The sequence below is a fragment of the Polyangium sorediatum genome, assembly GCF_029946465.1.
GTDB lineage: Bacteria > Myxococcota_A > Polyangia > Polyangiales > Polyangiaceae > Polyangium > Polyangium fumosum.
Genome location: NZ_JARZHI010000018.1, coordinates 118057 through 130148, shown reverse-complemented (window position 1 = coordinate 130148; position 12092 = coordinate 118057). Strand labels below are relative to the sequence as shown.

Genomic DNA, 12092 nt, shown 5'->3' with positions numbered 1-12092 from the left:
GGGTTTGGCCGAGTGATCCATTGAGGTTGCGCTCGGCGCGCCGCATCGCGGGCGACCGGGCCTGTTCCTCGTCCCTCTTGCGGTCTGCGGCGGGGCGGGCATGAGACCTGCGGGAGGAAACCTCATGGCGCAGACGTGGAACCCTGGGGATCAAAACGAGCGAACGGCCCCGCCCGAGAAGCCGAGCGGATGCACACCGGCGGACGAGCCCGAGCATGGAAGGCCGCCGATCGCCTGGGAAGGGGAGAGCCGGGTGCTCGAGCCGAAAACGGCCGCGGATGAGCTCGTGGACGAGGCGTCCGAGGAGTCCTTCCCTGCCAGTGATCCGCCTGCCTGGACGCCATCGAAATCCGTTGGCACCAAGTGACGGGCCCTGCCCCAGGGGCGCGCGGGCGCCTGCGCGGGCGCCTGCGCGGGCGCGCCCAGCCCCGCTTCCAAACCTCGGACCCAAAATGGCCCACCCCCCCGACGAGGACCTTGCTGCCCGTGTGAATGTCGGCAAAATGTTGCGCTTGCGCGCCCACGCCACGCGTGTACCCGCAAGGAAGCTTCCATCCCCCGCTAACGAAGAATCTCCCTTCTTATGGGCCAGTTCACGTCCCCCATCGATCGCCGCCGACTCCTCCAGGGGTTTGGAGCCTTGTTCCTCGCCTCGGCCTGCTGCCCGACGCCTGTGTCGGGCGGCGCGGAGGCGAGGGTCGCGCCGAGGCCGCCCGCGCCCTCGACGGGGCCGCTCGTGCCGGATGCCCCCGAGAACGTGGGCATGTCCTTCGCGCGGCTGCAGGACGCGTTTGCGCGCCTCGAGCGCCGCGTGAACGACGAGGCCTTCCCGGGATTCGCGGCGCTCGTGGCGCGGCATGGCAAGATCGTCGCGGAGCACGCGTACGGCAGGAAAGTCCGCGGGGGCGGCGAGCCCGTCACGCTCGACACTCTCTTTGACCTCGAATCAATGACGAAGGTCGTGTCGACGGCCATTTCGGCGCTCGTCCTCGTCGACCAGGGCAAGCTCCGCCTCGACGATCCGGTTGTCAAGTACCTAACGGCGTTCCAGGGGGAGGGGAAGGAGCGGGTGACGGTGCGGGACATGCTCCGGTATTCGTCGGGGCTGCCGCTCGACAACCGTATCTACGACGGCAAGCCGGACGAGATATGGCGGAAAATGGCGGCGACACCGCTCGAATATCCACCGGGGACGAAGGTCGAATACAGCGACCTCACGTATCGCCTGCTCGGCAAGCTCGTGGAGGTGGCTGCCGGCACGACGCTCGACGTGGTCGCCCGTGATCACGTGTGGAGGCCGCTCGGGATGGTCGACACGACGTACAATCCGCCGCCTGCGCTAAAGCCGCGCATCGCGGCGACGGGCCCCACGGAGCGGCGCACCACGCTCGTGCGGGGCGCGGTGCAGGACGACCTCGACTTTTTGCTCGGCGGCGTGTGCGGCTGCGACGGCGCGTTCTCCACGGTGAAGGACGTGGCCGCGTTTTGCCAGATGGTGCTCGGCGGCGGCACGTATGCCGGAAAGCGTATCCTCGCGCCGGAGCTCGCCGCCGAAATGGTCGCGAACCAGACGCCCTTCGTCGACGCCGGGAAGACGGACACGTCGCCGCTCCTGAACCTGATGTCGACGCCGAAGGGCTTTGGCTGGGAGCTCTTCGCGCCGCGATTCTCGAACGGCGGGATTCGCCTCTCCCCGGGCTCGTATGGCAAGGCGGGCGGCGCGGGCACGTACATGTGGGTCGATCCTTCGCGGCAGCTCATCGCCGTCCTGCTCACGAACCACGGCTTGCCCCAGCCCTTCGACGAGCGCGGGTGGAATCGGCTCCTCGACGAGACGGGCTGCGGGGAATTCTTCGACGGCGTGGTCGGAGCCGTGACCGACGGTGCGTGACGAGCACCTTCCGCACGCTCGCATGACCCCGTTATCATGGCGGGATGCGTGCTGCCGTTTCCTTCCTCATCCCGTATGCCCTGTGGACCTTCGCTTGTAGCTCGCCCCCGGTCGATACCTTCACCGGGGGCAGCGGCGCCGGAGCGGGCCCGATCCTCACGGGCGCAGGCGCGGGGAGCGGCAGCGGAATCGGGGGCGGGAGCGGCGGCGAAGGCGGAAGCGGCAGCGGCAGCGGCGCCGGCAGCGGCAGCGGCGGCGGCATGATCGTCGTTGATCAGGACGGCGACGGCCTCGACGACACGTACGAGGCGTCCCTCGCCGAGAGTTACCTCCCGTTCCTCTCCCTCGATCCCGACGACGGCTGCCCGCGCGGCGGCATCGTGTATCGCGTCCGCCCGCACCCCGACGACGCCACGCGTATCCACATCGTCTACGACCATCTTTATGAGCGCGATTGTGGCCTCACGGCGCACGCGGGCGACAACGAAGCCTTTGGCGTGACGATTGACCCGTCCATCCCGCCGCCCGCGGGCATCCTCGCGATGCGCGCCGTCGGCCACCAGGCCACGCTCTGCGAAAAGACGACCGAATGTGGCGCCTGCTGGGACCTGCCCGCCTGCGCCACGGCCATGAAGGACGGCGCGCTGTTCCCCGTCGTGTTTTCGAGCAAGGACAAGCACGCCGGGTACGTCGAGAAAGACACCTGCAATCCGTTCCTCGCTTGCCTCGACACGTGCACCCTCGCGCCGACGAGCGCGAAGCCGCCGATGGTCAATGCCGGCGAGCCAGACGCGCCGCTCGTCTCGAACCTCACGACACAAGGATTCATCCATGCCGCGAACGGCTGGACCGAACAGGAGCTCTTCGACGTGAACCCGTGGGAGCCCGAGAAGGACTTCGGCGGCGCGGGCAACGTGGCGGGGGATCTCGTCGACCCTGCGTTCGTCCCGCCGGCGTGCCCTTAGCCCTGCGAAGGTGTGGCGGCGGGCCACATGTCGCGGGCCGACAACATCCCTGCTCCGCGTGTCCTACCGCCGCCGGAAGCCGCGCCGCGCAGAAGGCACGCGCCTTCCGCGCGAAAGCCGCAAAAAAAGCGTGGCATCGACATTGCTGTTCCCGTCCGCATGATGATCGCCCTTCGCTTCTCGACGTCCCTCGCTTCCGCGCTCCTCGTGACTTCGATGGCTCTCCATGCGTCTGCCGCGGAGCCGCCTGCTCCGGCCCGCGACGCGGAGCCGCGCAAGCACGTCATCTCGGCGAGCGCTGGCCTGACGCCCTTTTACGTAGGCGCGGTGAGGGGTTCTAACAAAAGGTACGATTATGATGACGCCGTCCATGAACCGCTGCTCATTGGGCTCTCGGGTGATTACATGCGCAGCTTCGGCCTCTTTCGCGCGGGTGTCGGACTGCGGTACATGAATACCCAAGAAGGGATTTCCAGAGGCGGGAACTCCCTGGCACACACGCTCGGGATCTACGGGCTCCTGGGGCTCGGCATCACGACGCGCAGCGGGGTGGACATCGCCGCGACGCTCGGCCTCGGCCTCGGCCACTGCTGGGTGCCGCCGTTCGATCTGTACGCCCCGAGCTGGGGTGGGGGCGCCGAGCTGCTCATCTCGGTCGCCATTCCGGTCGACCGGGATACGGACTTCCTCGTGCGCAGCGGCGCGGGCATTGCCTATTACACCGGCGACGTGCCCCCGGCCCCGGAGGGGGTGTGGCAACGTCCCGACCCCTATCTCCTCCACATCCACGCCCCTATCGAGCTGGGCTTCCGCAAACGCTTTTGACCGTCGCGGGAGGCGCGCTGCGAGATCGCTTCGTGACCTCGCAGCGCGAAAGCAGGCCTCTACGGGCACGCCCGGAGGGAGCACGACGTCGGCGTCGAACAGATCCAGCAGTCCGTCGCCGGCAGGAAGGGATCGTTGTACGGGAGGCAATCGTAGCGGAATTCCTTGTAGTAACTGCTGAAGTCGCCGTCGGCCGAGTCGTACCGCCAATCGCACTCCCGGTTCTCCCAGCCGATCGCCACCGTGTGCGAGGCGTCGCTGTAGTAGGTGCGATAACGACCGGAAGGCCGCAGCGCTTGCTCCGCCGTGCCGACGTCGCCTTCGGCCGGGGCTGCCCCCTCCTCCGGCGCGCCGAGGCACGCGACGAGCGACAACGCGAGACCAAAACCAGCGAGGATCTTCTTGAGCATGACCATTCTCCTTCCGTCACACGACACGCGGTCGTGTGGGACATGAATCGCGAACGCAGCCGCGCGGGCCGCCGATCCGGCGCCAACCCGCGCGCTCTTGCGCTCACCGATGAAATCGAGAATGCCTGCCCTTTCGAGTTCTCGCCAGTGTCCGCTCGCGACAACGTTGTTGCGTTCGCCGACACGAAGGCAAGAAACCAACGCCTCCCACGCATCGCGCCGATGTATGAACAGAGGCGATGGGCAGGCACACGACCGAGGAGGAGGGGCTCGCAGGGGCGGCCCCGAGCCAACGAGAGCCGCGCGAGGGCGTCCGTTCGCTCCGCGCGCCGGAGGTGACGAGCACCGTTCACGCGGGCGCCCTCCGGCACATGGCGAGCGTCCTCGAAGGCGCCGGCCTCGATCCACGGCCGCTCCTCGCCGAGGCCGGCGTCGGGGAGATCGAGCTGGCAGATCCCGATCAGCGCGTCGCCATGGCGCGTTACGTGGCCTTGTGGCGCATCGCGGCCCCACGCTTTCCGAGAGGCTCGCTCGGGCTGGCCTTCGGCGCGGTCTTCGAGCTCGATCACGGAAACCTCCTCACGTACATGACGGCGCACGCCGCCACGCTCGGCGACGCCGTGCTGCAAGCCGACCGCTACCGGCACCTCATCCACGAGATGCTGCTTCCCACCCTCGACCTGGAGGGCGGCGATGCTCGCCTCCGCCGCGCGCTGCATCCATCCATCGGCCGGATCGGCGCGATGGCGGAGTCGATCGCGGCGACCTGGGTAAAGAGCTTCAGCATCTACATCGGCGAGGACTTTCGGCCGCGCGAGGTCTGGTTTCAGCACGCCGCCCCGCGGGATCTTCGCCCCTACGACGAGGCGTTCCGCTGTCCGGTGCGCTTCGAGATGCCCGAGACACGGATGATCGTCGATCGCGAGGAGCTCGAACGGCCGCTTCGCCTCGCCAACCCACGCCTCCGCGCCTATCTGGAGGAGCAGGCCCGGAGCCAGATCGATAGCCTCCCGCACGACCATGGACTCGCCGCTCGCGTGCGCCGCCTCCTCGTCGAGGAGCTGCGCGGCGGCGCCCCGTCCCAGGATCACATCGCCCGGCGCCTCGCCTTGAGCCCGCGCACCTTGCAACGCCGCCTCAAGGACGAGGGCGTCGTCTTCAACGATCTGCTCGACGAGCAACGCCGCGCCCTCTGCGACCGTTATCTGCAGGATCGATCTCTCTCGATTCAGGAGATCGCCTTCCTCCTCGGCTACACGGAGCGGAGCAGCTTCTATCGCGCCTTCCGCCGCTGGACGGGCCGCACCCCGCAGGAGCTGCGCAAAAGCGACGGAGACGAGGTCGGGCGGGACCCCTGAAGGACCGTCGGTCCTGGACGAACCGTAGGTTTGCCCGCGAACACGTAGGGTTTGACGACGTGCCGCGGGCAAACGGTTCGTCTTGACCAGCCTAGGAGGGCGGGTGTAGCGTGCCTCTCATGAAGCACCTTCTCCTCGCAAGCACGCTCCTCCTCGCGGTCTCGGTCTCCTCGTCGGTGTCGCTGGCCGAGGAAGGGGCCGGCGCTCCGGCCCCCACGGAACCTATCCAGGTGCCCGAGAAATTGGAGATCCCGTACACCGTGTACACGACCGATCGCGCCCTCATGACGACCTTCCACGAATCGACGAGGAAGCTCCTCCTGGAGGCGCAGGCGTTGGAGAAAGCAGGCAAGGTCGCGGCGGCTCTCGAAAAGTACCAGGATGCCTACGCGCACAACAGCCTGCCGGATACACAATTGGAGCTTGGTTTGGCCCAGGCGCGTGCAGGTTTGTTCCTCCCTTGCGCACGCAACATCCAGGACGTCATCGCGTTCTGGGCCCTGCGCGACTACAAGTTGCACCCGGTCACGGAGGTACGGACGGTATTGGCCTACTGCGCGAAGCGCCTCGGGACGATCGCGCTCCGGATCAACATCGCCGGCGTGCGCATCACGGTGGACGGGGAACTCGTGATGGACTGGCCCTACCACGACGAGATCTACGTCGAGCCCGGAGGCCACGAGATCAAAGCGAATGCTTCCGGGTACTGGATGAACGAGACGCACGTGGACATCAAGGCTGGGGAACGAAAGGAGCTACGGATCGCGATGCAGCAGCGCATCCATGCGCAATATGTCCAGTTTCCCACCCCGCCGATTCATTTTAATATCAATGCGAACTTGTCGAATGGAGCGAAGGGGGATCAACCCACGTGGCCTCGGAATCTCATGATCGGAAGCGGGGTGGGTCTCGCGTTCGGGCTCGGGGGTCTCGTGACCGGCTTGATCATGAACGTAAACGCACCGGACGACGGAACCGTGACAACAGGGAAGGGGCTCGCCTACGCGGGCGGCATCCTTAGTGCCCTCTCCGTGGGTGGGCTCGTTATCGGGCTCGCCAGTCGCCCCGAGCCGCCTCCGCCGAACGTCATCATCACGCCACAGATCGCCAAGGATGGCGGCGGCGTGCAGTTCACCGCGACGACGCCGTAGGGCTCTCCCCAGCGGAGGTAGACAACCTCTTTCCGGAGATCGAGGATGTCTCCTCGGCGGTGGAGGACCCCTCCTTGGTGTTCGACGACCCCTTCCCGGAGGCTCCGGACGTCCGGAAGGGGATGCGGGGGCTCCTGCCAGAGGTGAACGACCGCACATCGGAGGTGCTGCATCTCCTGGCGGAGGTGGACGGTTTCCTGGGGGGGGAAGCTGATTTCCGGGCGGAGTCTGCCGACTTCGAGGCGGAGGAGGAGGACCTCCTCAGGGAGCCAGGCCGGCCGCCGAGCGGAGGTGGAGCGACCTCCTGGCGGAGGTGGAGCGACCTCCTGGCGGAGGTGGAGCGACCTCCTGGCGGAGGTGGAGCGACCTCCCCCACGTGCGCCGCTCACCCTCGGATACCGGCTTTGAGTTCGTCTCGTATCTCGCGGTGCTTCTCAAGCTCGTGTTCATAAAATGCATGCGGGTCCGGGAGCGCCGCATCCTCGGGCTCCTGCTCGGACTCGGCGATGAGCGGTTCGATCACCGCGAGGCCGGCGTCGAACTCACCATTCATTTGGCAGCACCGCGCATAGATGCGGCTTAACCTGTGTCGTTTCTCGATGCGGGAGAACCCCCGCTGCAAAAGCTCGTGCCAGATCTCCCGGCAAACCTCGTGTGGTTGCTCTTTTTCGAGCGCATGGTCCAGGAGCCACTCGGCGATGCGCCGCCTGGTTTCCACGACATCGGCTTCGTTGTCGCCTGCCCGCTCGACAAATTCCTCTTCGATTCGGCGATATTCGCGAACCGCTTCCTCGAAGCTCATCTCGTCGGAGAAGTAGACCGCTTCGATTCGTTGCATGAGCGATAGGATACCGGCTTTGAGCTCGTCTCGTATCTTGCGGTCGATCGGGAGCGCGTATTCGTAAAAAATACGCGGGTTCGGCGGGAGCGTCGGATCCGCGAGCGCCTGCTCGGCCTCGGCGATGAGCGGTTCGATCACCGCGAGGCCAGCGTCGAACTCACCATTCATCTGGCAGCACCGCGCATAAATGCCGCTCATCCAGTAGCGTTTCTCGATGCCGGAGAACCCCCGCTGCAAAAGCTCGTGCCAGATCTCCCGGCACACCTCATGGGGCTGCACGTCTCTGACCGCCTCGTCCAGGATCCACTCCGTGATGCGCCGCCTGGTCTCCACGACATGGTACTCGTTGTCGCCTGCCCGCTCGACGAACTCCTCTTCGATTCGGCGATATTCGCGGACCGCTTCCTCGAAGTCCAGCTCGTCGGACAAGTAGACCGCGTTGACTCGCTCGATGAAGGCGATCTCTTCCGGCTCTAGTTTTCGCCACATATCTGTCCTAGTTTCGCCAGGTTGGTCGCAGGGCGCGTTCGTCCTCCGTCGAGACCACCCACGTGCCTCGCTCACCCTCGGATGCCGGCTTTGAGCTCGTCTCGTATCTTGCAGTCCCTCGTGAGTTCTTGTTCGTAAAAGGCACGTGGGTTCGGTGGAAGCGTCGGATCCGCGAGCCCCTGCTCGGCCTCGGCGATGAGCGGCTCGATCACCGCAAGGCCGGCTTCGAACTCGCCATTCATCTGGCAGCACCGTGCATAGATGCCGCTCATCCAGTGGCGGTTCTCGATGCCGGAGAACCCACGCTCCAAAAGCTCGTGCCAGATCTCCCGGCAAACCTCGTGGGGTTGCTCGTCTCTGAGCGCCTCACTCAGGAGCCACTCCGTGATGCGCCGCCTGGTCTCCACGACATGGTGCTCGTTGTCGCCTGCCCGCTCGACGAACTCCTCTTCGATTCGGCGATATTCGCGGACCGCTTCCTCGAAGTCCAGCTCTTCGGACAAAAAGACCGCGTTGATTCGCTCGATGAAGGCGATCTCTTCCGGCTCCAATTTTCGCAACATATCTGTCCTACTTTCGCCAGGTGGGTTCCAAGCGGCCGCAGGGTACCCAGTCCTCCCACATCCTCACCCTCGGCGGCCAGGACTTCTCGTCTTGACATATTCGGAAGCAGTTTTCGCATCTGGATGTATTCCAGTTGTTCCCAAGCTCGTCACCCACCTTGCTATCCATGCACTCCACATAACCGTCCGTGCACTTGTCCTTCTTTGATTTCCTCCTCCGAACCGCCTCCACCACGTCCTCGGCGATCGCGATCCCGATCATAAACACGATCGTCACCCCGGTCGCTTTGATGATGATGGGGGCCAGGGCGATCGTCACGCCGACGATGACGAGATTGCCGGCGAGCCCACGCGCCGCGTTGTTCTGCCTGTCTCCCCGAGCGAGCGGCTGGAACATCCATGTCCGGAAAAGCTCCGGCGGCACCTCCATCGCCCGGAGCGCCGCCCGCGTGCACCCGCTGAAATTGGCATGCAAGACGTCCGACTTCACAGAGGCCACCCGCCCCTCTTCGTCGACCTTCACGTCGTAGTGAAACTCGAAGGCTTCTCCGCCGAGGTCCCCGCCGTACTCCTCGACGCACGCTCGCAGGCGCGTGATGGTCTTGTTCGGCGCGTGTGGCCCTTCGTGGATCGGCGGTTGTTTCAGCGGAGGAGATTCGATATTGCTCGCGCAGCCAAACGGGACAACCGACATCGTCACGCACGCAATAACCATCCCCCAGATGTTGACCCTCGGCATTCCCTCTCCGTCCCCGCCTGGCTCGACCGAGGAGGGTACAGGCTCGGAATCACCAAAGGGCAAGTTTGTGAGCCTGCTTCTATACGTTTCGAGGCGTCGGGCTCGACGGCGCCGCCCTCGCGATACTCCGACGCGACGGGACGGCGTTCTAGATACGCCCGAGGATAAGCTGGATGGAATCATCGAGCGCACATGCTGGGCGGTCGCATCCCCGGCGGGCTTCAAGAAACGAGGAATCGTGTACGTGAAGGAGCTGGGGAGCGTCCAGCACCTACCGCAGCCGCCGCAGCCGCCGCACCAGCCGAGCCGCCTGACCTCGACATCGGACATGATCCAGGTGGGGTGTACGTCTTTCCGGAGATCGAGGATGTCTCTTCGGCGGTGGAGGACCCCTCCTTGGCGTTCGATGCCCTCTTCCCGGAGGCTATGGACGTCCGGAAGGGGATGCGGGGGCTCCTACCAGAGGTGAACGGCCGCATATCGGAGGTGCTGCATCTCCCGGCGGAGGGGGACGATCTCCTGGGGAAGGAAGCTGATTTCCGGGCGGAGCCAGCCGACTTCGAGGCGGAGGAGGAGGATCTCCTCGGGAGCCAGGCCGGCCGCCGAGCGGAGGTGGATCGATCTCCGGTTGCTGGTCGGCGTTTCCTTTCGAGCATCCTCGAAGGCGCCGGGCTCGTCGGCGACGGTCGCGCACGGACATTGTGTGTCGCACCAGCCTGTGAATGCGCTTGCGCGGCTTCGCCTTCGCCGTGCACAAGGATCGTCAGGAACAACGCAGGCCCGCGCATGACGCCACGGGGGTGGCTTGGTGTGGCCTGCGGGAACGGAAGGTCCTTCCATGGCCTGGTTGTCGAACCGCTTTGTTCGTCTTGGGCTCCTCGTGCTCGTCGCTTGGGGCCTCTCGATAGGGCTCCTCGGGTGCACCGCGACAGGCACGAATACGCAGGCGTGGGCGCAGACGACGCCGAACGGAATGAGGTTGTTCCGCATATGCCGGCGCCATCCTCACGTCGACCCGAATGCACGTTATTGGTACGATGTGGGGGATGGGACGCCTCGAACGACGTTCCTGTCGCTCGACGAGCTTTTGCAGGGCCGCGAGGCCAAGGCTGTTTATGTTCATGATCCCCACGCGCCGTCCGAGAGTCGGAAGCTCTTGGGGATTGCGTTCCAGCATCTCCCCTGCGACAAACCGACGCCGCCCCCGCCGAAGAAGGTCGCAGCGAAGGAGAAGGAGGGCGCAGAGAAGGAGACCAAAGAGGCCGAGAGGCCGAAGCCGCTACCTCGGCCGATCGCGCAGTCGCCCGAGCGGTGCACGGAGCCGGGGCAGGCGCGGAGGCGCGGCGGGACGGGCGGACGTCGTTGCACGAGGGTCCTCGTCCACCGGACCCGCACGGAGCCCGTCGTCGCGGAGAGCCCCCGCGAGGTCCGGCCGCCTGAGCCGGCGAGGTTGTCCGAGGACGCGGCTCGGGAGTATGGGGACTGGGGGCTCACCCCGGCGGACGTCTCCGCGCTCGCGGAAGAACGAGGCCGGGAGTGCCTCGAACGGATTTGCCATGCGCGCCACCAGAACTTCATCCCGAAGGGCAAGCAGAAGCCTGCCGCGACGCATGACGGGCAGTCGTTGTCGGCGGGGAGCGGGAGCGGTGGGGGAGGTGGCGCGAAGACGACGGTCAAGACGAGGACGAAGCCGGTCTCGAAGCCGAACGGCGGGGTGGCAGGGCAGGCGGGGGGAAAAGCGCGGCTTCCACCCAAGGGCACTCCGGAGAGGCGGGCGATTGAAACGGCACGCGACAAGGGAATACGGACCAAGAAGGCCCAAGAGCTTGCAGATATTCGCGCTGGCGGCCGAGGCAGTGGTGTATGGACTGATAAGGAGCTCAAAGGGATCCGTGAGACCGGCGAGTTCCCGACGGACGCTGTCTGGCACCATGATCCTACCGTCGCCAACCGGCCTGACCTTGCGGCCGACCCCTCTGTCGTGCGCCCGGTGCGAGGAGGAACGCAGGGACATCTTCAAGCGCATGGAGGAGATTTTAGAAAACCATGAATACCGACGAATCCGGAATTCTTGAGCGAGTGCTCGTGCGCCGCTACGGACAGCCAGACGAGACATACAAGGAGGGCATGCGTGCAAAGATATGGGCAGGAGGCACGGCGTCCGTCTCGGTCCTGTACTATTCGGCCGACTGGACGAGACCGCCGGCATCGGAGTTTCGCGTGCACCAGCAGATCTACGGCGCATGCTGTGGCGGAACGCTCGTGGATAGTTCCCTGAAAGTAGCCATGCCGTCGTGGGAGACGCCTTTTTACCTCTATAGTCTCCACGGATTGGGAGAGCGGATGGAGGTCAAGCATGCCATGGCGCTCGACCCAGAGCTATCGTTCTTCATGGATGCGTCCAACGTGTGCTACTACGGCCACAAACATGGTAGGTTGTTCGTATACGACACTACGTTCGATGAACTCTACGAGCGCGGCGATATCGAATCCGCGCTGGAGGAAATCATCGCAGAGTGGGAAGCGGCTGCGCCCGGCGAGTAGTGCACCGTGGCTGGAGGCATAAGCGCGGAGGCGGGAGCGCGCGTCAGGCGAGCGCGAGCGTCTTCAGGTACTCCCGCGTGAGATGCAGGCGGCCGTGGACGGTCTTCGTTTCGAAGGAGCAGCAGCGGCGGTCGCGTCTCGCGGCGCAACCCGGGCCGCTCGCTCTCCCCTTGGAAGCACGTATGCCTGGCCGATGAGCCGTCAGGGCATCGTTCCCCGCGTAGGGACGGACATCGACGCGAGCCGCACCAGCAGCAGCAGCCGACGACGAGCCTCTTCCCTTCGGCGCCCGTTCGCACTATGGACGGAAGCCGGA

Annotated in this window: 12 protein-coding genes; 8 read left to right on the top strand and 4 right to left on the bottom strand. The window is 65.6% G+C overall.

What is annotated here, in order from left to right:
• Positions 1-124 precede the first annotated feature (124 nt).
• From QHF89_RS21460 to QHF89_RS21445, 4 genes are all read left to right on the top strand, one after another.
• Positions 125-367: a hypothetical protein gene (locus tag QHF89_RS21460; RefSeq protein WP_136930978.1), complete on the top strand. Its 243-nt coding sequence runs from the start codon at positions 125-127 to the stop codon at positions 365-367.
• Between the two features lie 216 nt (positions 368-583).
• Entirely contained in the window at positions 584-1891 is a 1308-nt protein-coding gene (locus QHF89_RS21455; protein ID WP_136969881.1) for a serine hydrolase domain-containing protein, read from the top strand.
• A gap of 44 nt (positions 1892-1935) precedes the next feature.
• A complete protein-coding gene (locus QHF89_RS21450; protein WP_284720763.1) occupies positions 1936-2856 on the top strand; it encodes a hypothetical protein in 921 nt (306 codons plus the stop codon).
• A 450-nt stretch (positions 2857-3306) separates the two neighbouring features.
• Positions 3307-3681 carry a hypothetical protein gene (locus tag QHF89_RS21445; RefSeq protein ID WP_284720762.1) on the top strand — a complete coding sequence of 125 codons (375 nt, stop codon included), beginning with the start codon at positions 3307-3309 and terminating at the stop codon, positions 3679-3681.
• 59 nt (positions 3682-3740) lie between these two features.
• On the opposite strand, the gene QHF89_RS21440 is transcribed toward QHF89_RS21445, so the two are convergent.
• Positions 3741-4091, bottom strand: coding sequence for a hypothetical protein (locus QHF89_RS21440; protein ID WP_136969883.1), 351 nt, complete (start codon positions 4089-4091; stop codon positions 3741-3743).
• A 239-nt stretch (positions 4092-4330) separates the two neighbouring features.
• Between QHF89_RS21440 and QHF89_RS21435 the strand changes: the two genes are divergently transcribed.
• A complete protein-coding gene (locus tag QHF89_RS21435; RefSeq protein WP_136969884.1) occupies positions 4331-5449 on the top strand; it encodes an AraC family transcriptional regulator in 1119 nt (372 codons plus the stop codon).
• 119 nt (positions 5450-5568) lie between these two features.
• The gene (locus QHF89_RS21430; RefSeq protein WP_136969885.1) at positions 5569-6600 is read left to right on the top strand and encodes a hypothetical protein; all 1032 of its coding nucleotides are present in this window, start codon (positions 5569-5571) and stop codon (positions 6598-6600) included.
• A gap of 385 nt (positions 6601-6985) precedes the next feature.
• On the opposite strand, the gene QHF89_RS21425 is transcribed toward QHF89_RS21430, so the two are convergent.
• The 3 genes from QHF89_RS21425 to QHF89_RS21415 form a co-directional block, all read right to left on the bottom strand.
• Positions 6986-7930, bottom strand: coding sequence for a hypothetical protein (locus tag QHF89_RS21425; protein WP_284720761.1), 945 nt, complete (start codon positions 7928-7930; stop codon positions 6986-6988).
• A gap of 71 nt (positions 7931-8001) precedes the next feature.
• Positions 8002-8493 (bottom strand): hypothetical protein, encoded by a 492-nt coding sequence (locus QHF89_RS21420; RefSeq protein ID WP_136969887.1) that lies wholly within the window; start codon positions 8491-8493, stop codon positions 8002-8004.
• Between the two features lie 7 nt (positions 8494-8500).
• Positions 8501-9295 (bottom strand): hypothetical protein, encoded by a 795-nt coding sequence (locus QHF89_RS21415; RefSeq protein WP_136969888.1) that lies wholly within the window; start codon positions 9293-9295, stop codon positions 8501-8503.
• 775 nt (positions 9296-10070) lie between these two features.
• Here QHF89_RS21415 and QHF89_RS21410 point away from each other — a divergent pair.
• Positions 10071-11282 (top strand): hypothetical protein, encoded by a 1212-nt coding sequence (locus tag QHF89_RS21410; protein ID WP_136969889.1) that lies wholly within the window; start codon positions 10071-10073, stop codon positions 11280-11282.
• Positions 11279-11776 (top strand): hypothetical protein, encoded by a 498-nt coding sequence (locus QHF89_RS21405; protein WP_136969890.1) that lies wholly within the window; start codon positions 11279-11281, stop codon positions 11774-11776. Before QHF89_RS21410 ends, QHF89_RS21405 begins: the two co-directional genes overlap by 4 nt.
• Positions 11777-12092: the final 316 nt, after the last annotated feature.

Bases quoted from the DNA above. Each gene is read 5' to 3' on its own strand.
- QHF89_RS21445 (WP_284720762.1), top strand. From the start codon at position 3,307: ATGAATACCCAAGAAGGGATTTCCAGAGGCGGGAACTCCCTGGCACAC.
- QHF89_RS21450 (WP_284720763.1), top strand. From the start codon at position 1,936: ATGCGTGCTGCCGTTTCCTTCCTCATCCCGTATGCCCTGTGGACCTTC.
- QHF89_RS21455 (WP_136969881.1), top strand. From the start codon at position 584: ATGGGCCAGTTCACGTCCCCCATCGATCGCCGCCGACTCCTCCAGGGG.
- QHF89_RS21430 (WP_136969885.1), top strand. From the start codon at position 5,569: ATGAAGCACCTTCTCCTCGCAAGCACGCTCCTCCTCGCGGTCTCGGTC.
- QHF89_RS21440 (WP_136969883.1), bottom strand. From the start codon at position 4,091: ATGCTCAAGAAGATCCTCGCTGGTTTTGGTCTCGCGTTGTCGCTCGTC.
- QHF89_RS21435 (WP_136969884.1), top strand. From the start codon at position 4,331: ATGGGCAGGCACACGACCGAGGAGGAGGGGCTCGCAGGGGCGGCCCCG.
- QHF89_RS21405 (WP_136969890.1), top strand. From the start codon at position 11,279: ATGAATACCGACGAATCCGGAATTCTTGAGCGAGTGCTCGTGCGCCGC.
- QHF89_RS21420 (WP_136969887.1), bottom strand. From the start codon at position 8,493: ATGTTGCGAAAATTGGAGCCGGAAGAGATCGCCTTCATCGAGCGAATC.
- QHF89_RS21460 (WP_136930978.1), top strand. From the start codon at position 125: ATGGCGCAGACGTGGAACCCTGGGGATCAAAACGAGCGAACGGCCCCG.
- QHF89_RS21410 (WP_136969889.1), top strand. From the start codon at position 10,071: ATGGCCTGGTTGTCGAACCGCTTTGTTCGTCTTGGGCTCCTCGTGCTC.
- QHF89_RS21425 (WP_284720761.1), bottom strand. From the start codon at position 7,930: ATGTGGCGAAAACTAGAGCCGGAAGAGATCGCCTTCATCGAGCGAGTC.